The sequence below is a fragment of the Pseudomonas sp. LBUM1668 genome, from assembly GCF_059695715.1.
Genome location: NZ_CP166787.1, coordinates 855,070 through 881,372, shown reverse-complemented (window position 1 = coordinate 881,372; position 26,303 = coordinate 855,070). Strand labels below are relative to the sequence as shown.

Below are 26,303 nucleotides of genomic sequence, written 5' to 3'. Positions count from 1 at the left end.
GAGGTTTTGTAACTTAAGGTTAACGACAAAAAAGATCGCAGCCTTCGGCAGCTCTTCCAGGAAACACAGACCCAAAAGTAGGAGCTGCCGCAGGCTGCGATCTTTTGATCTTCAGACAGGAATCAGTGAATCAGTACTGTCCACAAGGCGAACCCGGCATACCACAACACCGCCGCGCGCAGCAGCAATTCCCACAGGCAATCGAGGGTGTTGACGCCTTCCGGGCCGACCGTCGGCGGCGGGATCTCCCCCGCGGCCAATCCGACCTTGTTAATAAGCTGCGCAGCGCTGATGTTCCAGTTCAGCAGTTCATGCAGCATCACCCGGCTGACCGCAACGAAGTTGCCGACCAAGGCAAAACTCGCCGCCAACAGACGCACCGGCACCCAGTCAAAGGCATGGCGCAGTTGCGCGGCACGTTCGACCAGCGCCGGATTCTGACCGTGCTCCTGGGCCAGCGCCAACAAGCGATAGGCCAGTGCCGCCACCGGACCGAGCAGGAAATACCAGAAGATCACGGCGAAAAAGCTTTGATAGGCCTGCCACAACAAATGCTCCTGCACCCGATCGAGCAATTGCTCGCCGCTGTCGGCGCAGATATTCAGATCGCGCTTGGCCACATGCGCCGCTGCTTGCAGATCCTCACGACGCCAGGCATCACGAAACGGCCCGAGACCGCCGAGCAGGTCGCCGCGCCCCAGGCTATAAATCACCACCAGCAAATGCACCGGCAGGGCCAGCAAGCCGTACGCCACCGGCTCCAGCACCACCAGCAACAGGGCCAGCAACGCCACCGGCAGCAGCACCAAAATCGTCAGTACCAGCCAGGGCTGTTTGGCCAGTCGCTCGCTGGTTTCGAGTTTGTTCAGTTCGCGAATCCATCCGCCATCGCGTTGAACCCGATGGCGCAGGGCCGAGAATTTCTCGATCCAGAGCGCCAGCAGTAACACCAGAAAACTCATTGTCCTTCCTCTTGTGCCAGGGCCGCGCGGTAGCGCGCCCAGTCGAATGCCGGGCCAGGATCGGTCTTGCGCCCGGGTGCAATGTCGCTGTGCCCGCAAATGCGGGCGCCGGTGATAGCCGGAAATGCTGTCTGCAACTGGCGGGTCAGCGCCGTCAACGCCTGATACTGCGCATCGGTGAACGGCAGATCATCGGTGCCTTCGAGCTCAATGCCCACGGAAAAATCGTTACAGGTTTCGCGCCCTTCAAAAATCGACACGCCGGCATGCCACGCCCGCTCAAGACAGGAGACAAACTGGGTGACCTTGCCGTCACGTTCAATCAGAAAATGCGCCGAGACCCGTAAGTCGGCAATCCCCGCAAAGTAGGGATGTTCGGTGACATCCAGACGATTCTGGAAAAATTCCTGCACCTTGCCGGTGGCGAACTGCGCCGGCGGCAGGCTGATGTTGTGGATAACCAACAGGGAGATTTCGCCCGCTGGGCGCTCATTGAAGTTGGGCGATGGGCAAGTCTGCACCCCGTGAAACCACCCGCTAGCGGGATCCAACTGCATACCGATTCCTTCAACGCCGACTGTGTTGGCGCCCAGTATGCCGTGATCAGCCCCCGGCGCGCGATCACTTGGCGCGATTGAGTCGCCGCAAATTGCCCAACACCGACTCCAGCGCCCGATCGAACAACAAGGTGTCGTCCAGCGCACGCACCGCACCACGCTGGAACTCAAGAGCCAGACCGATGCGACTGCGCTCCAGCACTTTCATGCCGGTACGGTCGACAAACACGTACTTGCCCGTCGCTTCAATAATTGCCGCGAGCTTGCAGCGCAGGGTGTTTTCCTCGTCTTCCTGAAACGCAACCCAACTGCTCAGATGCAATTGAGCCACCTGCTGCAGGCCAACGTCGTGATGGGACAGACGTACCGAGGTCAGCGCCGACTCACCCTCTTGCGCCATTGCCAAGACGATCTGCTGCGACACCTCGATCATCGCCGGCGCCTCGGCCTGAGCAGACTCACCAGTACGCTCAAGCACGCGCACATGCAGCGTTTCCAGCTCAGCGAAAAATTCGCTGGTGGCAAACGGATCGAATGCGCAGCGGGTCAGGCCATCGCGTAGCGACTTCAGTAACCCCGGTACCAGCGCCAGCAGACGCATGCCAGCTTCAGCATCGTCGTGGCGCTGAACACTCCAGATGAGTTGCTCCATGGTCTGCACATCAGCCTGCCATTCGGCGGACTGGTCGCCATGTTTGAGGCAGGTCAGCAGCAACACCTTGCTCCAGGCGTCTTGCACGAAGGTCACCACCGACGGCGGCAAGACTTTGCCCAACAGTGCCAGATTCAACGCATGCTCGACGCGTCGCCGCGCCAGCTCGGTTTTCGCCCGCCCCTCTTCCGCATCGCGCAGACGTTGCTCGAGGAGTTCGCTGCGCCGACGCTGATCACTGGTGAAAGCGAGGAAGTCAGCGAGCAGTTCAGAAAATATCGCCGGATCATCGACAAAATCGGTCAGCAGGCGCTGCACCACTTGTTCGATGCGCAGATACAGACTGTCACGCGCCTCACCGTCACAATCGCCCCAGCCCATGGCCGCATCGGCGATTTCATTGAGCAGACGCCGCGCCGGGTGGCTGCTGCGACTGAAGAAACTCTTGTCGAGTACCGCGACCTTAAGCATCGGAATCTGCAAGCGGGCGATCAAGGCCTTGAGCGAGTCCGGCAGATTGCGGTCTTCGAGGATGCAGTCGAAGACCATGGCGATCAGGTTGATCACATCCTCATCAGCGCCGCCGACGATCCGCGACTTGCCAGTTCTGACGCTGACCCGCGTCAGCAGTTGTTCGAGCTGGTTACGCAGATCGAAATCTTCCTGCGCCGCCAGCGCCGGCACATATTGCTGCAAATGCGAGAGCAGACGCAGCAGGTCGCGCGTGGTGATCGGCTGGGCAGCGGCGGCTGATTCGAGGCTCGGCGCAACACTGCCGCGCACGTTCAGCAGCAACTCCTGCAACGCAGCGAAAACTTCCTGGACACTCTCGTCCGCCGCGACGGGCTCGGCACTTTCTTCGCGACCGATACTCGCCGCTGCACGATCAATCGCGCGTCGCGCCGGGGCCGGTTTCAGCTCGGGTAACACGCCGGTGGCGCTGAGCAACTGATTGGCTTCGGCATACAACTGCTCGGTGTCGGCCAGCACATAGCGCTCGAACAGTTTGAGCAGGATCAGCTTGACCTTGATCTCAACGCCCAGGTTGCGCCCGGCCTGCAAAAAGAACTCACAGAGCAGCGCCGGGCCAAGCGGGTTGTGTTGATCGGCAAAGGAGTTACCCAGTAATGCGTTGAGGCGTGCGGTCAGTTGGCCGAGGGCGAAGCCATCGCGCTTGAGCACGCGGCCGACCATGGTCTCCACGGCGACGGTGCGTTCCATGTCGTCGGTGCGCGGCGCCGAGTCTTCGAACAGCAACGGGCGCGGCAGCGTGTTGTGCGCAGGGTCGTATTGAGTCAGGCCGACAAAGGCTTCGAAAAACTGCTCGAGAAAGCCGCGTTCGATGTTTTTGCGTTTGAGGCGCAAGTCGCGCATCGCTTCAAAAAAGATGTTCTGCTCGACGTCGTTGCGTGCCCGGTCAGCCATTTCGAACAGGGTGTCGTCAGCATTATCGAACAGCTCCTGCAACCCGTGGCGCAGTTGCTGGGCAGCCTTGTCACGAACCTGAAGCAGAATCACAGGCAGGCGGGCGAGCGGCGAGTGATTCGCCTGATCGGTAGACGCCTTGTACAAAGGCACCACTTTCCCGTCGTTGTGCATCCAAGCCTCCTGAAACGGTGATTCTTCTTTTGGGCCGAAACAGCGAACCCCTGTAGGAGTGAGCCTGCTCGCGATAGCGCAATGTCAGTAAACATTGCAATCAGAGACAGAAGGGAATCGCTCCAAAAAGTCCTACAAGTTGGGCCCCAAATAGACGTCAAGCCTATGACGTCAAATGCAAGGCGGATTATCTTGCAAAAGATGTCCCCAGCGCCATAGGCGTCAGGGTTTCCCCTATGCCCGCCCGATCCCCCTCAACTGACCACGCCCCAACAGGGTTTGCTCAAAGAAATCGACCAGATGCAGACAGGCACGCAAGTTCTTGCCTTGGGTTGGCTCGCGCCATGCCCCTATAATCGAATCACTTTGTTTGTGGAGCCCGTTATGCCGAATCTACGTCTCGCCGATTTGACCGCCGAAATCGAAGCCAACGTGCGCCGTGCGTTGCTCGAAGACATCGGCAGCGGCGACATCACCGCGCAACTGATCCCGGCCGAACGTCTGGCCAAAGCCACCATCATTACTCGCGACGACGCCGTTATCTGCGGCACGGCTTGGGTCGATGCGGTGTTTCGCCAGCTCGATCCACGGGTGGCGGTGCATTGGCAGGTAGTCGATGGCCAGCGGGTAAAACCCAATCAGCCACTGTTCCATCTGGAAGGCCCGGCCCGTTCGTTGCTCACCGGTGAACGCAGCGCCCTGAACTTCCTGCAATTGCTTTCCGGTGTGGCGACTCGCGCACAGTATTTGGCAGACTTCGTGGGCGAGACTCAGGTCAAGCTTCTCGACACCCGCAAAACCTTGCCAGGCCTGCGTCTGGCGCAGAAATACGCCGTGACCTGTGGCGGTTGCCATAACCATCGCATCGGCCTGTACGACGCGTTCCTGATCAAGGAAAACCACATCGCTGCCAGCGGTGGCATCGCGCAAGCCATTGCCGCGGCGCACAAGATAGCCCCGGGCAAACCGGTGGAAATCGAAGTGGAAAGTCTGCAAGAGCTGAAGGAAGCGCTAGAGGCCGGTGCCGACATCATCATGCTTGACGAACTGAGCCTGGACGACATGCGCGAAGCCGTGCGCCTGAACGGCGGCAAGGCAAAACTGGAGGCCAGCGGCGGCATCAACGAAAACACGCTATTGCCAATCGCCGAGACCGGGGTGGATTACATCTCGATTGGCGCGATGACCAAGGATGTGAAGGCGGTAGACCTGTCGATGCGTCTCAGCCTTTAAACAGCAGCGGCAAGTCCAGAGCTGCAAGCTGCAAGCCAAAGCTGTTGCGCTTTGACTTGTAGCTTACGGCCTGGAGCTGGTAGCTCTCGTCAAACGACGAGATTGTTCATCTCGCAGTATTCTTGCCACTCGACGCCCAGCACCTCAGCGGCCTCTTTGTGCAGAACAAGGCGCTGGGCCTCGAACTCCTCCGGCGTGCTCGTGTACTTGAGTGTCAGCTCCCACGGCTGCAAACCCTGGGCTTCAGCTTCATCTTCGAACGCCCACTGGATCTGATCTTTCTGATCATCGGGACTCAAGTCCTTGATCTCTTCCTTCAGGTCGGGCACGTCCAGAATGTATTTTTCCAGCGCTTGTTCGTGGCGTTGCTCTTGAGTTAATTCGGTCATGTCGTTCTCGTTGATCATAGGAATGGAAGATGGATCTGGATCATCAAGGATCTCTCTGACGCGGATTGTCCGGCCTTCGGAACCATTCGGGATCATCTGAAAACTGCAGGGCGATGCTCATGCAGGCACCGAATATAGGACGTTTGCATGAGGAATTACACGGCTCTTTACATCTCTCTCACAAAAAGCTGACCTGCGGAACATAAATGCCGATCCCCGGTCATAGCGATGTGCCACTTCGGCACACATCCGCTGTTCACAAGGAAAACCAGTGATGCGCAGCTTTTTGAAAATTTCTTCTGTTGTGTCCACGACTGCTCTGATCGCCGCTCTAGCGTTGCCGGCAAGCGCAATGGCTGTTGAGTTGAGCAACAGCAGTCCGTCCTATGGCGACAAGGTTCCTCTGATTCACAACGATTACGGCAAAGACGTCGTTATCCGAAGTGACATCAGCATCGATGAACTGAAAAAGATGCGTGACACCATCAGCGATCAATCGCGCCAGATCGAAGAACTCAAGCGCAGCAGCGGCTCCAGTTCCAGTTCCAGCGGCAAAGAACTCGACGATTTGAAGAACAAGGTCAAAGAACAGGATCGTGAGCTGGATACTCTCGGCCGCCAGGTTGAAGAGCTCAAGCGCAACAGTGGCTCAAGCTCCAATTCGAGCAGCAGTGAAATTTCGAACCTGAAGCAGAAGATCAACGATCAGGACCGAGCGATGGACCAGCTCAAACGTACTGTCGAGGATCTGAGCCGCAAGGTGAAATAAAGGGGGATCGTGCCCGAGACAGGAATCGAACCTGCGACCTTCGCGTTACGAGTGCGCTGCTCTACCGGCTGAGCTACACGGGCGGTGAGCTAAACCTAGCACCGGTTTTCACAAACGCAAAGTTCGCAGCGCCTGCACGGCTCACCGCAGGCTGCGATTTTTTATGGTTTTCCACAGACAAAAAAATGCCCCGCCGTTTTCACGGCGGGGCATTTTTATTGCGCTAAAGCTTTGGGGTGATTAAACGCCCGAAGCCTTGGCCGCTGCCACGTCTTTGATGGACAGCTTGATACGGCCGCGGTTGTCCACGTCCAGTACCAGTACTTCCACTTCCTGGCCTTCTTTCAGGATGTCGGTCACTTTCTCTACGCGAGCGTCGCTCAGCATCGAGATGTGAACCAGACCGTCCTTGCCTGGCAGGATGTTGACGAATGCGCCGAAGTCGACGATGCGCTCAACCTTGCCGACGTAGATCTTGCCGATCTCGGCTTCAGCGGTGATGCCCAGAACGCGCTGACGTGCAGCTTCAGCAGCTTCCTTGGTTTCGCCGAAGATCTTGATCGAACCGTCGTCTTCGATGTCGATCGAAGCCTTGGTTTCTTCGCAGATCGCACGGATGGTCGCGCCACCTTTACCGATAACGTCACGGATCTTGTCGGTGTCGATTTTCATCGCGATCATGGTCGGAGCATTTTCCGACAGCTCGGTACGCGACTGACCAATGATCTGGTTCATCTGGCCGAGGATGTTCAGGCGCGCTTCCAGGGCTTGGCCCAGAGCGATTTCCATGATCTCTTCGGTGATGCCCTTGATCTTGATGTCCATCTGCAGCGCGGTAACACCTTTGGCGGTACCCGCTACTTTGAAGTCCATGTCGCCCAGGTGGTCTTCGTCACCGAGGATGTCGGTCAGGATGGCGAACTTCTCGCCTTCTTTAACCAGACCCATGGCGATACCGGCAACCGGTGCCTTCATCGGCACACCAGCGTCCATCAGAGCCAGGGAAGCGCCGCACACGGAAGCCATCGAGCTCGAACCGTTGGATTCGGTGATTTCCGAAACCACGCGGATGGTGTACGGGAACACGTCAGCGGCAGGCAGCATGGCGGAAATCGAACGACGGGCCAGACGGCCGTGACCGATTTCGCGACGACCAGCACCACCCATGCGACCACACTCGCCCACCGAGAACGGAGGGAAGTTGTAGTGCAGCATGAACGGGTCTTTTTTCTCGCCTTCCAGGGTGTCCAGCAGCTGTGCGTCACGGGCAGTACCCAGAGTCGCGACTACCAGAGCCTGGGTTTCACCACGGGTGAACAAAGCCGAACCGTGAGTCTTCGGCAGAACGCCGACTTCGATGTTCAGCGGACGTACGGTTTTGGTGTCGCGACCGTCGATACGTGGCTTGCCGTTTACGATGTTTTCGCGAACGGTGCGGTATTCGATTTCGCCGAATGCAGCTTTGACGTCGCTGGACGAAGGCTGGCCTTCTTCACCGGACAGCTTGGCCACAACCTGATCCTTCAACTCGCCCAGGCGAGCATAACGGTCGGCCTTGACGGTGATGGTGTAGGCGTCGGAGATCGCAGCGCCGAACTCGGAGCGGATAGCGCCCAGCAGTTCAGTCGCTTCGGCTTGTGGAGCCCAGGCCCAGGTAGGCTTGGCAGCTTCAGCAGCCAGTTCTTTAACAGCGTTGATCACAACCTGGAACTCGTCGTGAGCAAACAGTACAGCGCCCAGCATCTGGTCTTCGGTCAGCTCTTTGGCTTCCGATTCAACCATCAACACGGCTTCCGAGGTACCGGCAACGACCATGTCCAGGCTCGATGCTTTCTGTTGCTCGTAAGTCGGGTTCAGCAGGTAGCCGGTGCTTTCGTGGAAAGCAACACGGGCAGCGCCGATCGGGCCATCGAAAGGAATACCGGAGATGGCCAGGGCAGCCGAGGTACCGATCATCGCAGCGACGTCCGGATCGGTCTTCTTGCTGGTGGAAACGACGGTGCAGACAACCTGCACTTCGTTCATGAAACCTTCTGGGAACAGCGGACGGATCGGACGGTCGATCAGTCGGGAAGTCAGGGTTTCTTTCTCGGAAGGACGGCCTTCGCGCTTGAAGAAACCGCCAGGGATCTTACCGGCAGCGTAAGTCTTTTCCTGGTAGTGAACGGAAAGAGGGAAGAAGCCTTTGCTTGGGTCAGCGTGCTTGGCGCCAACAACGGTCACCAATACGGTCACGTCGTCATCAACAGTAACCAGCACTGCGCCGGAGGCTTGACGGGCGATACGGCCTGTCTCGAGGGTAACGGTCGATTGACCGAACTGGAATTTTTTGATTACCGGGTTCACGGTGTCCTACCTTCTTTGTGGCTCTTGGGGAACTGGTTTCTTGCGAAATTCTTGGGCAATGTCGGGAATCGGCCCAACGCCTGTCCAGGGTAAAACGTGTATCCAGATAAAACTTGAGGCTGGGAGCCTGCCGGAAGCCCGCGAAAAACCGCGGACGTCTGACAAACAACCAACCTCAGAGCGCAATCGCTTATTAGCGACGCAGACCCAGGCGACCGATCAGAGTCTGATAACGACCCAGATCCTTGCCTTTCAGGTAGTCCAGCAGCTTGCGACGCTGGTTTACCATGCGGATCAGACCACGACGGGAGTGGTGATCTTTACCGTTGGCCTTGAAGTGACCCTGCAGCTTGTTGATGTTGTGGGTCAGCAGTGCAACTTGCACTTCTGGCGAACCAGTGTCACCAACAGCTTGCTGATAGTCAGCAACGATTTGAGCTTTTTCTTGAACGTCGAGAGCCATGAGGCAATCCTTTTATCAGGAAACTGTTTCAGGGAAACAGCTTCAACAGGCCAGGGACAAATCCCTGTATCTATAAATGAGTCGTGACCGTGCCTGTTAACAGCCACACTCGCCAGCCTGCTGTTACACAGGCTGGTTTCGGTCATTCCGACCGAATCAAACGACGTGGCGCGATGCGCCCGTCTTCGCTCACTTCACCGATACCGATGAAGCGACCATTGTGATCCTGTACCCGCACCATGCCGAACTTCGGAGCATCCGGGGCACGTACCGGCTGGCCGTTTAGCCAGTAGAACGCGCTCGCTTCCGAGAAGTGCAGCAGCGGCCAGTCCAGCAAGCCGCTGTCCGATGGCATCAGGAAGCGGTCGACCGCTTCGTTGCCGCCTTCGGCATGTACTGCTTCGAGCTCTTCGAGGGTAACGGTCTGCGCCAAGGTGAAAGGCCCGGCCTGGGTACGGCGCAATTCTGCGACGTACGCACCACAACCGAGTTGCTCACCGATATCCTCCACCAGGGTACGAATATAGGTGCCCTTGCTGCAATCCACCGCAAGCCGCGCAGTATCGCCTTCGAAGGCCAGTAATTCCAAGCGCGCAATAGTAACAGAACGCGGTTCACGCTCCACTACTTCGCCTGCACGGGCCAGCTTGTACAGCGGTTGGCCATCACGCTTGAGCGCCGAGTACATCGGCGGTATCTGGCTGATTTGACCGCGAAATTTCGGCAAGGCAGCTTCGACATCGGCGCGACCAACGGTCACCGGGCGCTCCTGCAAAACCTCACCTTCAGCATCAGCCGTGGTGGTGGTCTTGCCCAGTTGCGCCAAGGTTTCATAACCCTTGTCGGAATCGAGCAGGTATTGCGAGAACTTGGTGGCCTCACCAAAGCACAACGGCAGTACGCCGGTGGCCAGTGGGTCGAGACTGCCAGTATGCCCGGCCTTCTCGGCGTTGAGCAGCCACCGAACCTTCTGCAGCGCGGCGTTTGAGGTGAACCCCAGCGGCTTATCGAGCAGGATGATGCCGCTGACGTTACGACGGATACGTTTGACCTGAGCCACCGAGTTACTCCTTGGTGTCTTCAGGTGCTGGAACGACAACGTGCTGATTGTCTTCAGCAACGGCGCGTTCGATCAGCGCCGACAGGTGCGCACCACGGACAACGGATTCGTCGTAGTGGAAGTGCAATTGCGGCACGCTGCGCAGCTTCATTTCGCGGGCCAGTTGCATACGCAGGAAACCTGCGGCGGCATTCAGTACCTTGATGCTTTGCGCGATGTCTTCTGCGTTGTCCTGCCCCATCACGGTGATGAAAATCTTCGCGTGACCGACGTCACGGCTGACTTCCACTGCGGTAATAGTCACCAGGCCGACGCGCGGATCTTTGACTTCACGACGGATCAGCTGGGCCAGCTCACGCTGCATCTGATCGCCGATACGTTGGGTACGGCTGTATTCTTTTGCCATGATTTGTTACCTGTTACTGCCCCACGGTGAAACCCGCAAGGTCTGAAAGCGGCAAACGCCCGGCCTGACAAAAGCCAGACCGGGCGTTGCGTTTAGAGTCCTGACACCGTGCCGCGCATTTTCATGCGACGGCCCGATGTGGCCCTTGAAGTGCGCGAGTTAGAGGCTGCGAGCAACCTGAACCTTCTCGAAGACTTCGATCTTATCGCCGACTTTGACGTCGTTGTAGCTCTTCACGCCGATACCGCATTCCATGCCGGCACGTACTTCGGAAGCGTCATCCTTGAAGCGGCGCAGGGATTCCAGCTCGCCTTCGAAGATAACGATGTCTTCACGCAGTACACGGATCGGACGGTTACGGTGCACAACACCTTCGATCACCATGCAGCCTGCGATCGCGCCAAACTTCGGCGAACGGAACACGTCACGCACTTCGGCGATACCCAGAATATTCTCGCGAACATCGCTGCCGAGCATACCGGTCAGGGCTTTCTTGACGTCTTCGATGATGTCGTAGATCACGTTGTAGTAACGCATATCCAGACCTTCCTGCTCGACGATCTTCCGTGCGCCAGCATCGGCACGCACGTTGAAGCCGAACAGTACAGCGCTCGAAGCCAGTGCCAGGTTGGCATCGGACTCGGTGATACCACCGACACCGCCGCCGACTACGCGCACTTGCACTTCGTCGTTGCCCAGGCCATTCAGAGCGCCTTGCAGAGCTTCCAACGAACCACGGACGTCAGATTTGAGGACGATATTGAGCGTCTTCTTCTCTGCCTGACCCATGTTTTCGAAGATGTTTTCCAGCTTGCCGGCGTGAGCGCGAGCCAGTTTGACTTCGCGGAACTTGCCTTGACGGAACAGAGCCACTTCACGGGCTTTCTTCTCGTCGGCAACCACACTCATCTCGTCGCCAGCGTCCGGGGTACCGTCCAGGCCGAGAATCTCGACAGGGATGGAAGGACCGGCTTCCTTGATTGGCTTGCCGTTCTCGTCGAGCATGGCACGCACGCGGCCATAGTTCGAACCGACCAGAACCATGTCGCCTTGGCGCAGGGTACCGTCTTGAACCAGAACGGTTGCAACCGGACCACGACCTTTGTCGAGACGCGATTCAACCACAACACCACGGCCTGGAGCCGACGGAGTTGCCTTCAGTTCGAGAACTTCAGCTTGCAGCAGAACGGCTTCAAGCAGGTCGTCCACGCCAGTACCGAGTTTCGCCGAAACCGATACGAACGGCGTTTCACCGCCCCACTCTTCCGACGTCACGCCGTGAACCGACAGTTCACTACGGATGCGATCGAGGTCAGCGCCCGGCTTGTCGATCTTGTTCACTGCAACAACCAGTGGAACGCCAGCGGCTACCGCGTGCTGAACAGCTTCAATGGTCTGCGGCATCACGCCGTCGTCCGCTGCAACTACCAGAATCACGATGTCGGTCGCCTTGGCACCACGGGCACGCATTGCGGTAAACGCGGCGTGACCAGGGGTGTCGAGGAAGGTGACCATGCCGCGTTCGGTTTCAACGTGGTACGCACCGATGTGCTGGGTGATACCGCCGGCTTCGCCAGCAGCTACCTTGGCACGACGGATGTAGTCGAGCAGGGAAGTTTTACCGTGGTCAACGTGGCCCATTACGGTCACGACTGGCGCACGGGAGAACGACTCACCTTCAAACTTCAGGGACTCGGCCAGGGAATCTTCCAGGGCGGTGTCGCTGACCAGGGTCACTTTGTGGCCCAGTTCTTCGGCTACCAGTTGAGCAGTTTCCTGATCAAGCACCTGGTTGATGGTCGCTGGAGTGCCCAGTTTGAACATGAACTTGATGATTTCAGCAGCCTTGACCGACATCTGATTGGCGAGATCGCCAACAGTGATGGTCTCGCCGATCTGCACATCACGCACGACAGGGCCGGTTGGGCTCTGGAAACCGTGAGCGTTGCGCTTCTTCAGCTTGGCCTTGCCGCGACCACCACGACGGAAGCCATCGCTTTCTTCGTCGGTAGTACGTGGCGCAACACGTGGCGCTGGCGCTTTCTCTTTGACCGATGCGCGATGCGGAGCGTTTTTGCGCTCGCCATCACCACCGCCACTGCGACGATTGTTGTCGTCGGCACGTGGTTTGTCCGGACGGCGCTGTTCGTTCTGCTTGTTACGAACGTCAGCAGACGGCGCTGGAGCAGCGGCAACCACCGGCGCGCTTTCACGTACCGGCTCAGCAGCTGCAGCAGGAGCTGCAACGGCGGCGCTAGTAGCGGCTTGCGCAGAGCCAGGATTGCGGCGTGCTTCTTCTTCGGCGCGCTGCTTGGCTTCTTGCTCAGTTTTCTGGCGGGCAGCATTTTCTACTGCGCGACGCTCATCCAGTTCACGCTTGCGCTCGGCTTCGATTTCTTCCGGGCTGCGCTGTACGAAAACTTTCTTTTTGCGAACTTCAACGCTGATGCTCTTGCTACCAGCCACACGCAGGGTGCTGGTGGTTTTACGCTGCAGCGTGATCTTGCGTGGTTCTTCCACTTTCGCCTTGTGGCTGCTTTTCAAGTGAGTCAGCAAAGATTGCTTCTCACTGTCAGTCACATTTTCTTCGGCGGCGGTGTGCGGCAGACCTGCCTCACGCATCTGCTGCAACAGGCGCTCTACCGGTGTTTTGACCTCATCGGCCAGTTGTTTCACCGTGACTTGCGTCATGCACTTCTCTCCTCAGGCCGCGCCTAATTACTCGAACCAATGGGCTCGGGCGGCCATGATCAACTTGCCGGCACGATCATCGTCAATGCCGTCGATGTCGAGCAGGTCGTCAATAGACTGCTCGGCCAGGTCTTCGCGGGTAATTACGCCGCGCACCGCCAGTTCCATCGCCAGATCCTTGTCCATACCCTCAAGCGAGAGCAGGTCTTCGGCCGGATGGGCGTCTGCCAGCTTTTCCTCAGTAGCGATGGCTTTGGTCAACAAACGATCCTTGGCACGAGCGCGAAGCTCGTTGACGGTATCTTCGTCAAAGCCGTCGATGTTGAGCATTTCTTCCAACGGTACGTAGGCAATCTCTTCCAGACTGGTGAAGCCTTCATCTACCAGCACCTGCGCCAGATCTTCGTCGACTTCCAGCTCGTCGATGAAGTTGCGCAGGATGTCACCGGTTTCTGCTTGCTGCTTAGCCTGGATGTCCGATTCGGTCATCACGTTCAGGGTCCAGCCAGTCAACTGGCTTGCCAGACGCACGTTCTGACCACCACGACCGATGGCCTGAGCCAGATTGTCTGCGCCAACGGCGATGTCCATTGCATGGGCATCTTCGTCAACGATAATTGCCGCAACCTCGGCCGGGGACATGGCGTTGATCACGAACTGAGCCGGGTTGTCGTCCCACAGGACGATATCAACACGCTCACCGCCCAACTCACCCGACACTGCCTGGACGCGCGAACCGCGCATACCGATGCAAGCGCCCTGCGGGTCGATGCGTTTGTCCTTGGAGCGGACGGCGATCTTGGCGCGCGAACCCGGGTCACGGGACGCAGCCATTACTTCGATCAGACCTTCAGCAATTTCCGGCACTTCGATGCGGAACAGCTCGATCAGCATTTCCGGCGCGGTACGCGACAGGATCAGCTGCGGGCCGCGGTTCTCGGTGCGGATTTCCTTGAGCAGCGCACGCAGACGCACGCCGACACGGAAGGTTTCGCGAGAAATGATGTCTTCACGAGCCAGCAACGCCTCGGCGTTGTTGCCCAGATCGACGATCACGTTGTCGCGGGTCACTTTCTTCACGGTGCCGGAGATGATTTCTCCCAGGCGCTCGCGATAGGCGTCGACCACTTGAGCGCGCTCGGCTTCACGCACTTTCTGCACGATGACTTGCTTGGCAGTCTGTGCAGCAATGCGGCCGAACTCGATGGAGTCGATTTTTTCTTCAACGACGTCGCCAACGTTGGCACCAGGATGCGTTTCGGCAACCTTGCTCGGCCAGGTTTCGATAGCTGGATCGTCAAGATCATTCTCTTCGACGACCGTCCAGCGACGGAAAGTTTCGTATGCCCCGGTGTGGCGGTTAATTTCCACACGCAGGTCAACTTCGTCTTCAAAACGCTTTTTGGTAGCAGTGGCCAGAGCCAGCTCCAGCGCTTCAAAAATTACGCTTGCCGGTACGCCCTTTTCATTGGATACCGACTCAACAACCAGCAGTACTTCTTTGCTCATCGTACGCCTCGCCTTTCGCAAGCCATTGGATCCGCGGGATCCGCGTCTCAGTCAAAACTGGGAATAATGTTGGCCTTGTCGATCATATCGATCGGCAACAGAAACTCATGGTCATCTACCTGCACCACGACATCCTGTTCTTCTACACCGCGCAGAAGGCCCTGAAAGTTGCGTCGACCTTCAAAAGGCGAGCGCAGCTTGATCTTCACTTGTGCACCGACAAACTGGGCGAACTGCTCGATAGTGAACAGTGGGCGCTCCATGCCAGGCGAGGAAACTTCGAGGGTGTATTCAACGGTGATTGGATCTTCAACATCCAGGACACCGCTGATCTGACGGCTGACAATGGCGCAATCGTCCACCAGCACACCGCCCTCTTTATCGATATAAACGCGCAACATCGAGTGACGACCTTGAGCCGAAAACTCAATACCCCAGCATTCATAGCCTAGGGCCACGACCACCGGGGCCAGCAAGGCCTGCAACTCTTCTAGCTTGCTCGACACCTGAACCCCCTAGTGCATGTATGTGCATGCTATGCAGAATAAAAAAATGGGCGAAACGCCCATCCTTGAAACGCCGTCGAACAGCGGCGTTGAAAGTGTCCAGCTAACAAAAAGCCCCTTAAAAGGGGCTCTTTAAACTGGTTGCGGGGGCCGGATTTGAACCGACGACCTTCGGGTTATGAGCCCGACGAGCTACCAGACTGCTCCACCCCGCGACAAAGCTGGGGCGGAAGTATACGACCGATCCCTTATAGGGTCAATCTAACCTTCCACCTGCAAGAAAGCCCGCAACAGCGGGCTATCCTGACTAATTGGTACCGAGAAGGGGACTCGAACCCCTACACCCTATGGGCACAACCACCTCAAGGTTGCGTGTCTACCAATTCCACCACCTCGGCAAAACTACATTGAAACCCTTCTTACTTCTGCTCTTGAGCTGGAGGTACGTCAGTCGCTGGAGTAGCCGACTTTTGCTCTTGAAGCACCGGGACATCATCAGAAGCCGGTTGTTGTTGCTTAGGTACTTCCAACACTGCTGGATCTGGCAAACCTGCTTGAGTCAGCTGATGAGCTTTCTCTTTAGCAAAGTAACCTAACCCCAAGCTGGTTATGAAGAAACCGGCGGCAAGTATAGCAGTAAACTTACTAAGAAAGGTAGAGGAACCTTGGCTTCCGAACACAGTATTTGAAGCACCTGCTCCGAAAGACGCGCCAGCGTCCGCACCCTTACCCTGCTGCAGCAAAACCAGAGCAACTACGCCCAATGCACCCAGCAGATGAAAAACGACTACGACTGTTTCCAGCATTTTTTCAGTTTCCCGCGGCGCGACAGATCGCACCGAACTCATCTGCATTCAGGGAAGCTCCACCAATGAGCCCCCCATCGATATCCGGCATGCCGAACAGTTCGACCGCATTGGCCGCCTTCACGCTGCCGCCGTATAGAAGCCGCACACCTCGTGCGACTTCAGAATTCTCTGCCGCCAACTGCTCACGAATGGCTTTATGCACATCCTGAGCCTGTTGCGGTGTTGCAGTCAGCCCGGTACCAATGGCCCAGACCGGCTCGTAAGCTATTACTGCCTTGGCAAAGGCACCTACACCCAGCTCCTCGATGATGCTGCCAAGCTGACGCCCGACAACTTCAAGAGTTTTACCGGCTTCGCGCTGCTCAAGGGTCTCCCCTATGCACAACACCGGAATCAAGCCACATGCCTGTGCCGCTGCGAACTTGCGATTCAGCATTCCGTCTCGCTCGCCCATTATCTGACGGCGTTCGGAGTGCCCGACAAGCACCAGGGAACAACCTGCATCCACTAATTGACTCGGTGCAATCTCACCGGTTAATGCACCTTGCATGGATTCCACCGCAGAATTCTGCGCGCCGACCGAAATCGACTTGCCCTTCAAGCCATCAATCACTTGATTGATATACAAGCAAGGCGGAAATACTGCGACATCAACACCGCTTGGCAAGGCCAGATGACGAAGGCCGTTGATCAGCTCAGCGACGCTGGCGCGGGTACCGTGCATCTTCCAGTTACCAGCTACCATAGGGCGACGCATGCTGTACCTCGTCGGTCAAAGTGGGCGCAGATGTTACCCAACACAATCATGGCTTGCAAGCCGTATCAGGCAGAAACTTCAGTTACCAGTTTTGCCAGTTCTTCGGCATAGCCGCGAACAAGGGTTTCGTCCTCGCCTTCGACCATCACACGCACCAGAGGCTCTGTGCCGGACTTGCGCAGGAGCACACGTCCACGCCCAGCCATCGCCTGTGTTACACGCGCACTGGCTTCCTTGACTGCTGGATGCTCCAGCGGGCTTTCGCCACCGCCGAAACGCACATTGATCAGCACCTGAGGGCACTTGCGTAACGCTTGGCGAGCTAGCGCCAGGCCTTCATTACGCGTTTTGAGCGCCATCAATACTTGCAGAGCCGCAATGATCGCATCACCAGTCGTGGTGTGATTGAAACAAACGACATGCCCCGAATTTTCACCACCGACCAGCCAATTACGCTCCAGCAGTTCAGCAATCACGTAGCGATCGCCAACGTTGGCACGAATGAATGGAATCGAAAGATCGGCGAGCGCCAACTCAAGACCGAGGTTACTCATCAGGGTGCCGACCACACCGCCCTGCAGCTTCCCACGCTCGTGCAGATCACGCGCAATGATGAATATCAATTCGTCGCCATCAACGATTGCGCCAGTGTGATCGACCATCAAGACCCGATCGCCGTCACCATCAAAGGCGATACCTAGATCAGCGTGCTCAGCCAAGACTGCCGCCTGAAGCTGACCCATATGGGTCGAACCGCAGTTGTCATTGATATTCAGGCCATTGGGTTGCGCCGACAGCACGACCACGTCCGCACCCAGCTCTCGAAAAACGCTCGGGGCAACTTTATAAGTCGCGCCGTGAGCGCAGTCGATGACAATCTTGAGGCCGGAAAAACTGGTGCCGGTTGGCACACTGCTCTTGCAGAATTCAATGTAACGACCGGACGCATCGTTGATCCGCGACACCTTGCCGATCTTGCTCGACTCGACCACGGTCATCGGGGTGTCGAGCAGCTCTTCGATCATCAACTCCAGTTCGTCCGGCAGCTTGGTGCCTTTTCCGGAGAAGAATTTGATGCCGTTATCGTCATGCGGGTTGTGCGAAGCACTGATCACAATGCCAGCCTCGGCCTGGAACGTGCGCGCCAGGTAAGCGATGGCGGGCGTCGGCATTGGACCAAGCAGCATTACATCGGCACCTGCCGATGTCAGGCCAGCCTCCAGCGCCGACTCGAACATGTAGCCGGAAATTCGCGTGTCCTTGCCGACCAGCACCTTGCAGGCCCCCATCTTCCGGAACGCCATTCCAGCAGCCCAGCCAAGCTTGAGCATGAAGTCAGGAGTAATCGGGTATTCACCGACTCGACCACGAATGCCGTCAGTACCAAAGTATTTCTTGCTCATAAGTGCTCCATCATTCTTATTCGGCTGATTCGACGGCCGCGATCATTCGCACGACATCTACTGTTTGCGCCACATCATGGACACGCAATATACGCGTCCCCTTGACCGACGCCAGCGCAGCCAGTGCAAGACCACCGTACAGACGTTCGCCCACAGGCCGATTCAATGCATGTCCGATCATGCTCTTGCGCGAAACACCCACCAGCAAAGGGCGGCCCAGCGCATGCAGGGCTTCCATATGCTTGAACAAGCTTAGATTGTGCTGCAGGGTTTTGGCGAAGCCGAAGCCGGGATCAAGGATGATTCGATCGGCCGGAATACCTGCTAATGCACATTGCGCCATGCGCTCGGCAAGAAACTCGCCCACTTCCCGAGTGACATCATTGTATTGAGGATTGTCCTGCATATCACCCGGCTCTCCGAGCATATGCATGAGGCACACCGGCAAACCGGTTGCTGCTGCCGCATCTAGCGCCCCGTCACGCCGTAGTGATCGCACATCGTTGATCAACCCAGCACCAAGACGCGCGGTTTCGCGCATCACGGCAGGTGTCGACGTATCGACCGAGATGATCACATCGAGCTCGCGATTGATCAGCTCGACAATCGGCGCCACGCGCTCGAGCTCTTCCAGCGGTGACACCGCGCGCGCACCAGGGCGAGTAGATTCGCCGCCAACATCAATTAACGTCGCGCCAGCCGCAACCATGGCTTCGGCGTGGCGCAAAGCCTCGTCGAGCTGGCTGTATCGGCCGCCATCGGAGAAAGAATCGGGAGTGACATTGAGAATACCCATGACATGCGTCTGGGCCAAATCAAGAACCCGGTTGCCGCAAGGCAACCGGGTCAGGGACTGTGCAAAAGTCATTTCAAACCTTAAACGTCAGCAGCCGGACCGCCGATCGGTGTTTCCGGACGCTCATCCTGGACAACTGGAGGTGGCGGTGTACCAGTACCACCCGACCAATCGCGAGGCTCACGAGGCGTGCGGCCAGCCATGATGTCGTCGATCTGCTCAGCGTCGATCGTTTCGTACTTCATCAGGGCATCAGCCATGGCATCGAGCTTGTCACGGTTATCTGTGAGGATCTGCTTGGCCGTGCCGTAGCACTGATCAATGATGCTGCGCACCTCGGAGTCAATCAGCTTGGCCGTATCACCGGAGAAGCTGGCAGCCTGGCCGCCACCGCCGCGACCGAGGAACACTTCGCCCTCTTCTTCGGCATACATCAGCGGACCAAGTTTTTCCGACAGGCCCCACTTGGTCACCATGTTTCGCGCAATCTGACTTGCACGCATGATGTCGTTGGAAGCACCGGTAGTGACACCGTCGAAGCCCAGGGTCATTTCTTCAGCGATACGGCCGCCGTACAGCGAGCAGATCTGACTGATCAACGCACGCTTGGACAGGCTATAGCGATCTTCTTCCGGCAGGAACATCGTCACACCCAGCGCACGACCGCGCGGAATGATCGAAACTTTGTAGACCGGATCATGCTCAGGCACGACGCGACCAACAATAGCGTGACCCGCTTCGTGATAAGCCGTGTTCTGTTTTTCTTTCTCGGACATGACCATCGATTTGCGCTCGGCGCCCATCATGATCTTGTCTTTGGCCAGCTCGAATTCCTTCATCTCGACGATGCGCTTGCCGCTGCGAGCAGCGAACAGCGAAGCTTCGTTGACCAGGTTGGCCAGGTCGGCACCGGAGAAGCCCGGGGTACCACGTGCGATAACACCCGGAGCGACGTCGTCGCCCATTGGCACTTTGCGCATGTGAACCTTGAGAATCTGTTCGCGACCACGGATGTCCGGCAGACCAACAACAACCTGGCGGTCGAAACGGCCCGGACGCAGCAGCGCAGGGTCGAGTACGTCAGGACGGTTGGTTGCAGCGATCACGATGATGCCGTCGTTCATTTCAAAGCCGTCCATCTCAACCAGCAACTGGTTAAGAGTCTGCTCACGCTCATCGTGACCACCGCCCATGCCGGCGCCACGATGGCGACCGACGGCGTCGATTTCGTCGATAAAGATGATGCATGGAGCGTGCTTCTTGGCCTGCTCGAACATGTCACGGACGCGGCTAGCGCCGACACCAACAAACATTTCGACAAAGTCGGAACCGGAAATGGTGAAGAACGGTACCTTGGCCTCACCGGCAATTGCCTTGGCCAGCAAGGTTTTACCGGTACCCGGAGGACCGACCATCAAGACACCGCGAGGAATTCGACCGCCCAGACGCTGGAACTTGCCCGGATCACGGAGGAACTCGACCAGCTCGCCAACTTCTTCCTTGGCTTCATCGCAACCGGCAACGTCAGCCAAAGTGGTTTTCACCTGATCTTCGGAGAGCAGGCGCGCCTTGCTCTTGCCAAAGCTCATCGGCCCACCCTTGCCACCCGCACCGCCCTGCATCTGGCGCATGAAGAACATGAACACCGCGATGATCACCAGGATCGGGAAGCTGGCCACCAGAAGCTGGGTCCAGATGCTTTGCTGCTCAGGCTGCTTGCCTTCAACCACAACGTGGTTGTCGACCAGATCGCCGATCAGACCATTGTCCTGAATAGCCGGACGAATGGTCTTGAAGCTATCGCCATCGCTGCGTTTGCCGGTAATCACATAACCATCAACGGCTACGCGCTCGACCTTGCCATCCTTGACCTGCTGGATGAAGTCGGAATAGTTGAGGGTCTGCGGCTCGTTAGGGCTGGAGAAGTTGTTCATCACCGTCACCAGGACAGCCGCGATGATCAACCACAGGATCAGATTCTTTGCCATATCGTTCAATTAACTACCCTCTGAAGCAAGCTCCGCTACTGGCGCGCGCTTCGCATGATATTCACCGGCCTAACTTACTACATTACCTACAACTCTGGCAGGCGCCGTCTGTAACCCTTTGTGAAACACTTTCTACACAATATTCGTTAATGCGCCCGGAGCGAAATGCGAAAAACCTATCGCCCTGGACGAATTACGTCGTTTTACTCGCTACGGCCGCGGTAGCCCCAAGCCAGCATGTATTGCTCCCGGGAACTACCCCGGGACGAGTCCGGCTTGATCATCTGGATCTTGTCGAACTTCTTGCGGGCATCCTTCAGGTACACATCGAAACCTTCGCCCTGAAAGATCTTGATCACAAAATTACCACCCGGCTTGAGTATCCTCTCCGCCAAATCAAGAGCCAGCTCGCAAAGGAACATGGCTTTTGGCATATCCACTTCAGGCGTACCACTCATATTGGGGGCCATATCGGAAATCACAAGGTCCACCTGCGAATTACCTACGGCCTCGAGGATCTGAGCGAGCACCGCGTCTTCGGTGAAGTCACCCTGGATGAATGTCACGTCAGGGATGCTGTCCATCTCCAGGATGTCCGAGGCAATCAGACGCCCCTGACCACCGATCAGCCGGCTAGTTACCTGCGACCAGCCACCAGGCGCCGCACCCAGATCGACAACGCTCATGCCAGGACGGATCAGCTTGTATTTCTCCTGGACCTCCAGAAGTTTGTAACTCGCACGCGAACGGTAGCCATCCTTCTGCGCCTGCTTCACATAGGGATCATTGACATGTCTTTTCAGCCAACCAAGGCTTGTCTTGGAACGCGCCATTGGGCACCTCGATGATAAGGGTCGTGATTAGTTGGGCGGATCCACGAACCCTCGGGTAAAATGGCCGCCATTTTACAGAATCCAGACGAAAGGGTCAGATTATGCCGCTCACTCCAGAGCAGAAGAAACAGTACAAATCCATTGGTCACCATCTGAAACCAGTTTTGACTGTGGCGGACAACGGTTTGACTGAAGGTGTGTTAGCCGAACTTGAACGCGCCTTGGCGGATCACGAGCTGATCAAAATCAAGCTCAACATCCTCGATCGCGAGTCGCGCCTGGCGTCCATTGCAGAACTGTGCAAGGTCGGCAAAGCGGATCTGGTTCAGGTCATCGGCAAGATGGCACTGCTTTACCGCAAGAACTTCAGCGTCAACAAGCAACTGTCGAACGTTCATCGCTTCAAGTGATGACAAGGGTCAAGGGTGTGCTTCGCGCACCCTGCCACTCCATCCCGGCACCGGCTGCATCACCAGCACCAGCCCGGAAAACCCCAGCACCAGATAGCTGAACACCTGCCAGCGCTGCGCATCCGGCCAGCCGACACGCACTGCGACATACATCGCACACGCATACAACGCCATCAACAGCACCTGCCCGCGAAAATCCCGCCATAGACTGGCAAGACCCTCGGCCTGTAAAAGCACCAAAGCCTGAAATATCACGCATGCGGCGGAAAAACCCACCACCAGCACTTCAAATGCACTGGCGACTTCGTCGATCAACAGCGGCGCCAGGCCAATCCTGACCAACGCCGGCTGCAAACCGAAATGAATCAGCCAGAGACCGCCAACCCATAACATCTGGGTCAGCTGCCAAAGCATGGCGCCCGCATGCAGCGGGCGCCCGGTTTCAGATGTGACGGACTTCGACAATCTCGTACTCGATAACGCCACCTGGCGTTTTCACGGCGACCGTATCGCCCTCTTCCTTGCCGATCAAGGCGCGGGCCAGAGGCGAACCGACCGAAATCTTGCCGAGTTTGAAGTCAGCCTCATCCTCACCCACGATGTGGTAAGTGACGCTTTCATCCGTCTCGACATTGGCGATTTCGACGGTGGTACCGAAGATCACTTTGCCGGTATGAGGAATGGTCGTGACATCAATGATGACCTGATTCTGAATCCGGCCTTCGATGTCACGAATCCGCGCCTCGACCATGCCCTGCTGTTCGCGGGCGGCATGGTATTCCGCGTTCTCTTTCAGGTCACCCAACTCGCGGGCCGTCCCGATGTCCTGGCTGAGCTTCGGACGGACGACCTTGGTCAGGTGAGTGTGTTCTTCTTCCAGAGCTTTCGCGCCCTGAACTGTCATTGGGTACTTGGTTATGCTCATGCCTTCAATCCTGCGTGTAGATCCTGCAAGCGACGCACGGTCTTTTCCGGACCGAACTTCAGCGCTTCACAGATAGCTTCGCCAGCAGCAATGGTGGTGGTGCAGTAAATCTTGTGCTGCAAGGCATTACGACGAATGGAGTAGGAATCGGCGATCGACTGGCGACCTTCGGTGGTGTTGATGATCAGCGTGACTTCGTCATTCTTGATCATGTCGACCACGTGCGGACGACCCTCGGTCACCTTGTTCACACGGCGCACTTTCAGGCCTGCGGCTTCGATCAGCTTGGCAGTACCGGCAGTGGCAACCACTTCGAAGCCCAAGTTGATCAGATCACGAGCCACGCCTGCAACCAGTGGTTTGTCATCATCACGCACGCTGATGAATGCAGTGCCGCCGGTTGGCAGCACTTCGCTCGCGCCCATTTGGGCTTTCGCGAACGCTTCACCGAAGGTGTCACCGACACCCATCACTTCACCGGTCGACTTCATCTCTGGGCCGAGGATCGGGTCAACGCCAGGGAATTTGGCGAACGGGAAGACCGCCTCTTTCACGCTGTAGAAATTCGGGATGATTTCTTTGGTGAAGCCGATTTCTTTCAGGGTTTTACCCGCCATCACGCGAGCCGCGATCATGGCCAGGGAAACACCGATGCACTTGGATACGAACGGCACGGTACGGGAAGCGCGCGGGTTGACTTCGATGACGTAGATGTCTTCGCCTTGCAGAGCCAATTGCACGTTCATCAGGCCGACAACGCCCAGTTCCAAGGCCATTTTCTTGACCTGTTCGCGCATCTCGTCCTGGATGTGCGCCGGCAGCGAGTACGGCGGCAGCGAGCAAGCGGAGTCACCGGAGTGAACGCCAGCCTGTTCGATGTGCTGCATGATCGCGCCGATTACCACATCTTTGCCGTCGCAGACCGCATCCACGTCCATCTCGATGGCGCAGTTGAGGAAGTGGTCGAGCAGCACCGGGCTGTCGTTGGACACTTTCACTGCGTCACGCAGATAGCGCTTGAGTTCTTCTTCTTCGTAGACGATTTCCATCGCACGGCCGCCCAACACGTAGGACGGGCGAACCACCAGCGGATAACCGATCTTGGCCGCAGCACGAATGGCTTCGTCTTCGCTGCGCACAGTAGCGTTTGGCGGCTGACGCAGGTTCAGGCGCTCAACCATTTGCTGGAAGCGCTCACGGTCTTCGGCACGGTCGATGGCGTCAGGGCTGGTGCCGATGATTGGCACGCCAGCGGCCTCCAGGGCGCGAGCCAGTTTCAGCGGGGTCTGGCCGCCGTACTGGACGATGACGCCTTTCGGCTTCTCGACGCGGCAGATTTCCAGCACGTCTTCCAGGGTTACCGACTCGAAGTACAGACGGTCGGAAGTGTCGTAGTCAGTGGAAACGGTTTCCGGGTTGCAGTTGACCATGATGGTCTCGTACCCGTCTTCGCGCAGAGCGAGGGCGGCGTGTACGCAGCAGTAGTCGAACTCGATGCCCTGACCGATGCGGTTTGGACCACCGCCGAGGATGATGATCTTGTCGCGACCCGACGGCGCTGCTTCGCATTCTTCCTCGTAGGTCGAATACAGATAGGCGGTATCAGTGGCGAACTCGGCAGCACAGGTGTCAACGCGCTTGTAGACCGGGAACACTTCCAGCTTGTGACGGTGAGTCCGCAGGTTCTTCTCGGTAACACCCAGCAGCTTGGCCAGACGCTGATCGGAGAAGCCTTTGCGCTTGAGCTTGAACATCAGATCGCGGTCGATCGCGGACAGACCCAGGGTCTTGACCTTCTCTTCATCCTTGATCAGATCTTCGATCTGTACCAGGAACCACGGATCGATCATGTTCATGCCGAAAATTTCTTCGACGGTCATGCCAGCGCGGAAAGCGTCAGCCACGTACCAGATACGCTCGGCGCCCGGTACGGTCAGTTCGCGCTTGAGGATGCTCATGCTTTCCGGGTTGCTCAGGTCGAGCTTCTCGTCCAGACCGCAAACGCCCACTTCCAGACCACGCAGGGCTTTCTGCAGGGATTCCTGGAAAGTCCGGCCGATCGCCATGACCTCACCCACCGACTTCATCTGAGTGGTCAGACGCGCGTCAGCCTTAGCGAATTTTTCGAAAGCAAAGCGAGGCAGCTTGGTAACGACATAGTCAATCGACGGCTCGAAGGACGCCGGGGTCTTGCCGCCGGTGATGTCGTTCGACAGTTCGTCGAGGGTGTAGCCCACAGCCAGTTTGGCCGCAACTTTGGCGATCGGGAAACCGGTGGCTTTCGAAGCCAGGGCCGAAGAACGCGATACGCGCGGGTTCATTTCGATCACGACCATACGGCCAGTGTCCGGGCAGATACCGAATTGCACGTTGGAACCGCCGGTCTCGACGCCGATCTCACGCAGTACCGCCAGGGAGGCGTTACGCAGGATCTGGTATTCCTTGTCGGTCAGGGTCTGAGCCGGAGCAACAGTGATCGAGTCACCGGTGTGCACGCCCATCGGGTCGAAGTTTTCGATCGAGCAGACAATGATGCAGTTGTCCTTTTTGTCGCGGACAACTTCCATTTCATATTCTTTCCAGCCGATCAGCGATTCGTCGATCAGCAGCTCTTTGGTCGGCGACAGGTCCAGACCGCGAGCGCAGATTTCTTCAAATTCTTCACGGTTGTAAGCGATACCGCCACCGGTGCCGCCCATGGTGAACGACGGACGGATGATGCACGGGAAGCCGAGGGTTTCGAGGACCGCGTTGGCTTCTTCCATGCTGTGGGCGATACCGGAACGCGGGCACGCCAGGCCGATGGATTTCATCGCCTTGTCGAAACGCGAACGGTCTTCAGCCTTGTCGATGGTGTCGGCGTTGGCGCCGATCATTTCCACACCGAACTTCTCCAGAACGCCTTCGCGCTCCAGGTCGAGGGCGCAGTTCAGAGCGGTCTGGCCGCCCATGGTCGGCAGCAGTGCGTCTGGACGCTCTTTCTCGATGATCTTGGCAACGGTCTGCCATTTGATCGGTTCGATGTAGGTAGCATCGGCCATCGACGGGTCGGTCATGATGGTGGCCGGGTTGGAGTTCACCAGGATGACGCGGTAACCCTCTTCACGCAGGGCTTTACAGGCCTGGGCGCCGGAGTAGTCGAATTCGCAAGCCTGGCCGATAACGATCGGGCCAGCGCCGAGAATCAGGATGCTTTTAATGTCTGTACGTTTTGGCATGGGTTTGTCACTCAAATCCGCA

23 protein-coding genes and 3 tRNA genes are annotated in these 26,303 nt (G+C 57.4%); 3 read left to right on the top strand and 23 right to left on the bottom strand.

The annotated features are described in order from the left end of the window. Positions 1-122: 122 nt before the first annotated feature. From ampE to ACA061_RS03820, 3 genes are all read right to left on the bottom strand, one after another. Complete coding sequence (ampE, locus tag ACA061_RS03830; protein WP_042557603.1) at positions 123-962, bottom strand: regulatory signaling modulator protein AmpE; 840 nt, start codon at positions 960-962, stop codon at positions 123-125. After that, on the bottom strand, positions 959-1,519 hold the full coding sequence (ampD, locus tag ACA061_RS03825) for a 1,6-anhydro-N-acetylmuramyl-L-alanine amidase AmpD (RefSeq protein WP_497300636.1): 561 nt from the start codon (positions 1,517-1,519) through the stop codon (positions 959-961). The genes ampE and ampD overlap by 4 nt, the downstream gene beginning before the upstream one ends. Before the next feature lie 64 nt (positions 1,520-1,583). Beyond that, positions 1,584-3,770 carry a DUF1631 domain-containing protein gene (locus ACA061_RS03820; RefSeq protein WP_497300634.1) on the bottom strand — a complete coding sequence of 729 codons (2,187 nt, stop codon included), beginning with the start codon at positions 3,768-3,770 and terminating at the stop codon, positions 1,584-1,586. 384 nt (positions 3,771-4,154) lie between these two features. Between ACA061_RS03820 and nadC the strand changes: the two genes are divergently transcribed. After that, the gene (nadC, locus tag ACA061_RS03815) at positions 4,155-5,003 is read left to right on the top strand and encodes a carboxylating nicotinate-nucleotide diphosphorylase (protein ID WP_150604086.1); all 849 of its coding nucleotides are present in this window, start codon (positions 4,155-4,157) and stop codon (positions 5,001-5,003) included. A gap of 89 nt (positions 5,004-5,092) precedes the next feature. On the opposite strand, the gene ACA061_RS03810 is transcribed toward nadC, so the two are convergent. Further along, entirely contained in the window at positions 5,093-5,392 is a 300-nt protein-coding gene (locus tag ACA061_RS03810; protein ID WP_150595087.1) for a DUF6388 family protein, read from the bottom strand. A gap of 274 nt (positions 5,393-5,666) precedes the next feature. Here ACA061_RS03810 and ACA061_RS03805 point away from each other — a divergent pair, with 274 nt between their 5' ends. Then, the gene (locus ACA061_RS03805) at positions 5,667-6,161 is read left to right on the top strand and encodes a hypothetical protein (protein WP_497300633.1); all 495 of its coding nucleotides are present in this window, start codon (positions 5,667-5,669) and stop codon (positions 6,159-6,161) included. Between the two features lie 10 nt (positions 6,162-6,171). On the opposite strand, the gene ACA061_RS03800 is transcribed toward ACA061_RS03805, so the two are convergent. The 16 genes from ACA061_RS03800 to rlmE form a co-directional block, all read right to left on the bottom strand. Next, positions 6,172-6,244: transfer RNA gene (locus ACA061_RS03800), tRNA-Thr, on the bottom strand. A gap of 157 nt (positions 6,245-6,401) precedes the next feature. Further along, positions 6,402-8,507 (bottom strand): polyribonucleotide nucleotidyltransferase, encoded by a 2,106-nt coding sequence (gene pnp, locus ACA061_RS03795; protein ID WP_150604090.1) that lies wholly within the window; start codon positions 8,505-8,507, stop codon positions 6,402-6,404. A gap of 193 nt (positions 8,508-8,700) precedes the next feature. After that, positions 8,701-8,970, bottom strand: a complete 270-nt coding sequence (gene rpsO / locus ACA061_RS03790; protein ID WP_003177875.1) for a 30S ribosomal protein S15 — start codon at positions 8,968-8,970, stop codon at positions 8,701-8,703. A gap of 142 nt (positions 8,971-9,112) precedes the next feature. After that, positions 9,113-10,030: a tRNA pseudouridine(55) synthase TruB gene (gene truB, locus ACA061_RS03785; RefSeq protein ID WP_034154423.1), complete on the bottom strand. Its 918-nt coding sequence runs from the start codon at positions 10,028-10,030 to the stop codon at positions 9,113-9,115. Positions 10,031-10,034: 4 nt separating this feature from the next. Beyond that, positions 10,035-10,436, bottom strand: a complete 402-nt coding sequence (rbfA, locus tag ACA061_RS03780) for a 30S ribosome-binding factor RbfA (protein ID WP_042557596.1) — start codon at positions 10,434-10,436, stop codon at positions 10,035-10,037. A gap of 159 nt (positions 10,437-10,595) precedes the next feature. Next, positions 10,596-13,127 carry a translation initiation factor IF-2 gene (gene infB, locus ACA061_RS03775; RefSeq protein ID WP_210701355.1) on the bottom strand — a complete coding sequence of 844 codons (2,532 nt, stop codon included), beginning with the start codon at positions 13,125-13,127 and terminating at the stop codon, positions 10,596-10,598. A gap of 27 nt (positions 13,128-13,154) precedes the next feature. Then, positions 13,155-14,636 (bottom strand): transcription termination factor NusA, encoded by a 1,482-nt coding sequence (gene nusA / locus ACA061_RS03770; RefSeq protein WP_042557594.1) that lies wholly within the window; start codon positions 14,634-14,636, stop codon positions 13,155-13,157. A 47-nt stretch (positions 14,637-14,683) separates the two neighbouring features. After that, on the bottom strand, positions 14,684-15,142 hold the full coding sequence (gene rimP, locus ACA061_RS03765) for a ribosome maturation factor RimP (RefSeq protein WP_042557593.1): 459 nt from the start codon (positions 15,140-15,142) through the stop codon (positions 14,684-14,686). A gap of 138 nt (positions 15,143-15,280) precedes the next feature. Continuing rightward, positions 15,281-15,357, bottom strand: a tRNA-Met gene (locus ACA061_RS03760). A gap of 97 nt (positions 15,358-15,454) precedes the next feature. Further along, positions 15,455-15,540, bottom strand: a tRNA-Leu gene (locus ACA061_RS03755). Between the two features lie 21 nt (positions 15,541-15,561). Then, complete coding sequence (secG, locus tag ACA061_RS03750) at positions 15,562-15,948, bottom strand: preprotein translocase subunit SecG (protein WP_027610782.1); 387 nt, start codon at positions 15,946-15,948, stop codon at positions 15,562-15,564. Positions 15,949-15,952: 4 nt separating this feature from the next. Further along, positions 15,953-16,708: a triose-phosphate isomerase gene (gene tpiA / locus ACA061_RS03745; RefSeq protein ID WP_016986498.1), complete on the bottom strand. Its 756-nt coding sequence runs from the start codon at positions 16,706-16,708 to the stop codon at positions 15,953-15,955. A 65-nt stretch (positions 16,709-16,773) separates the two neighbouring features. Beyond that, the gene (gene glmM / locus ACA061_RS03740; RefSeq protein ID WP_150617093.1) at positions 16,774-18,111 is read right to left on the bottom strand and encodes a phosphoglucosamine mutase; all 1,338 of its coding nucleotides are present in this window, start codon (positions 18,109-18,111) and stop codon (positions 16,774-16,776) included. 16 nt (positions 18,112-18,127) lie between these two features. After that, positions 18,128-18,979, bottom strand: a complete 852-nt coding sequence (gene folP / locus ACA061_RS03735; RefSeq protein WP_497300631.1) for a dihydropteroate synthase — start codon at positions 18,977-18,979, stop codon at positions 18,128-18,130. Positions 18,980-18,987: 8 nt separating this feature from the next. Then, positions 18,988-20,895, bottom strand: coding sequence for an ATP-dependent zinc metalloprotease FtsH (gene ftsH / locus ACA061_RS03730; protein ID WP_042557588.1), 1,908 nt, complete (start codon positions 20,893-20,895; stop codon positions 18,988-18,990). Between the two features lie 203 nt (positions 20,896-21,098). Then, complete coding sequence (gene rlmE, locus ACA061_RS03725; RefSeq protein ID WP_008088328.1) at positions 21,099-21,728, bottom strand: 23S rRNA (uridine(2552)-2'-O)-methyltransferase RlmE; 630 nt, start codon at positions 21,726-21,728, stop codon at positions 21,099-21,101. Positions 21,729-21,829: 101 nt separating this feature from the next. Between rlmE and ACA061_RS03720 the strand changes: the two genes are divergently transcribed. After that, entirely contained in the window at positions 21,830-22,138 is a 309-nt protein-coding gene (locus tag ACA061_RS03720; RefSeq protein ID WP_042557586.1) for a YhbY family RNA-binding protein, read from the top strand. Between the two features lie 9 nt (positions 22,139-22,147). Here ACA061_RS03720 and ACA061_RS03715 read toward each other — a convergent pair whose 3' ends face one another. Genes ACA061_RS03715 through carB form a run of 3 tightly spaced genes read right to left on the bottom strand, consistent with a single transcriptional unit; the run spans position 22,148 to position 26,281 of the window. Next, a complete protein-coding gene (locus tag ACA061_RS03715; protein WP_150595162.1) occupies positions 22,148-22,552 on the bottom strand; it encodes an MFS transporter in 405 nt (134 codons plus the stop codon). Positions 22,553-22,580: 28 nt separating this feature from the next. Further along, the gene (greA, locus tag ACA061_RS03710) at positions 22,581-23,057 is read right to left on the bottom strand and encodes a transcription elongation factor GreA (protein ID WP_042561951.1); all 477 of its coding nucleotides are present in this window, start codon (positions 23,055-23,057) and stop codon (positions 22,581-22,583) included. Positions 23,058-23,059: 2 nt separating this feature from the next. After that, positions 23,060-26,281 carry a carbamoyl-phosphate synthase large subunit gene (gene carB, locus ACA061_RS03705; RefSeq protein ID WP_115147483.1) on the bottom strand — a complete coding sequence of 1,074 codons (3,222 nt, stop codon included), beginning with the start codon at positions 26,279-26,281 and terminating at the stop codon, positions 23,060-23,062. Positions 26,282-26,303 lie beyond the last annotated feature (22 nt).

Bases quoted from the DNA above. Each gene is read 5' to 3' on its own strand.
- nusA (WP_042557594.1), bottom strand. From the start codon at position 14,636: ATGAGCAAAGAAGTACTGCTGGTTGTTGAGTCGGTATCCAATGAAAAG.
- ACA061_RS03720 (WP_042557586.1), top strand. From the start codon at position 21,830: ATGCCGCTCACTCCAGAGCAGAAGAAACAGTACAAATCCATTGGTCAC.
- ampD (WP_497300636.1), bottom strand. From the start codon at position 1,519: ATGCAGTTGGATCCCGCTAGCGGGTGGTTTCACGGGGTGCAGACTTGC.
- ACA061_RS03715 (WP_150595162.1), bottom strand. From the start codon at position 22,552: ATGCTTTGGCAGCTGACCCAGATGTTATGGGTTGGCGGTCTCTGGCTG.
- ACA061_RS03805 (WP_497300633.1), top strand. From the start codon at position 5,667: ATGCGCAGCTTTTTGAAAATTTCTTCTGTTGTGTCCACGACTGCTCTG.
- folP (WP_497300631.1), bottom strand. From the start codon at position 18,979: ATGACTTTTGCACAGTCCCTGACCCGGTTGCCTTGCGGCAACCGGGTT.
- ACA061_RS03820 (WP_497300634.1), bottom strand. From the start codon at position 3,770: ATGCACAACGACGGGAAAGTGGTGCCTTTGTACAAGGCGTCTACCGAT.
- carB (WP_115147483.1), bottom strand. From the start codon at position 26,281: ATGCCAAAACGTACAGACATTAAAAGCATCCTGATTCTCGGCGCTGGC.
- infB (WP_210701355.1), bottom strand. From the start codon at position 13,127: ATGACGCAAGTCACGGTGAAACAACTGGCCGATGAGGTCAAAACACCG.
- secG (WP_027610782.1), bottom strand. From the start codon at position 15,948: ATGCTGGAAACAGTCGTAGTCGTTTTTCATCTGCTGGGTGCATTGGGC.
- glmM (WP_150617093.1), bottom strand. From the start codon at position 18,111: ATGAGCAAGAAATACTTTGGTACTGACGGCATTCGTGGTCGAGTCGGT.
- tpiA (WP_016986498.1), bottom strand. From the start codon at position 16,708: ATGCGTCGCCCTATGGTAGCTGGTAACTGGAAGATGCACGGTACCCGC.
- rlmE (WP_008088328.1), bottom strand. From the start codon at position 21,728: ATGGCGCGTTCCAAGACAAGCCTTGGTTGGCTGAAAAGACATGTCAAT.
- ftsH (WP_042557588.1), bottom strand. From the start codon at position 20,895: ATGGCAAAGAATCTGATCCTGTGGTTGATCATCGCGGCTGTCCTGGTG.
- ampE (WP_042557603.1), bottom strand. From the start codon at position 962: ATGAGTTTTCTGGTGTTACTGCTGGCGCTCTGGATCGAGAAATTCTCG.
- rpsO (WP_003177875.1), bottom strand. From the start codon at position 8,970: ATGGCTCTCGACGTTCAAGAAAAAGCTCAAATCGTTGCTGACTATCAG.
- nadC (WP_150604086.1), top strand. From the start codon at position 4,155: ATGCCGAATCTACGTCTCGCCGATTTGACCGCCGAAATCGAAGCCAAC.
- rbfA (WP_042557596.1), bottom strand. From the start codon at position 10,436: ATGGCAAAAGAATACAGCCGTACCCAACGTATCGGCGATCAGATGCAG.
- ACA061_RS03810 (WP_150595087.1), bottom strand. From the start codon at position 5,392: ATGACCGAATTAACTCAAGAGCAACGCCACGAACAAGCGCTGGAAAAA.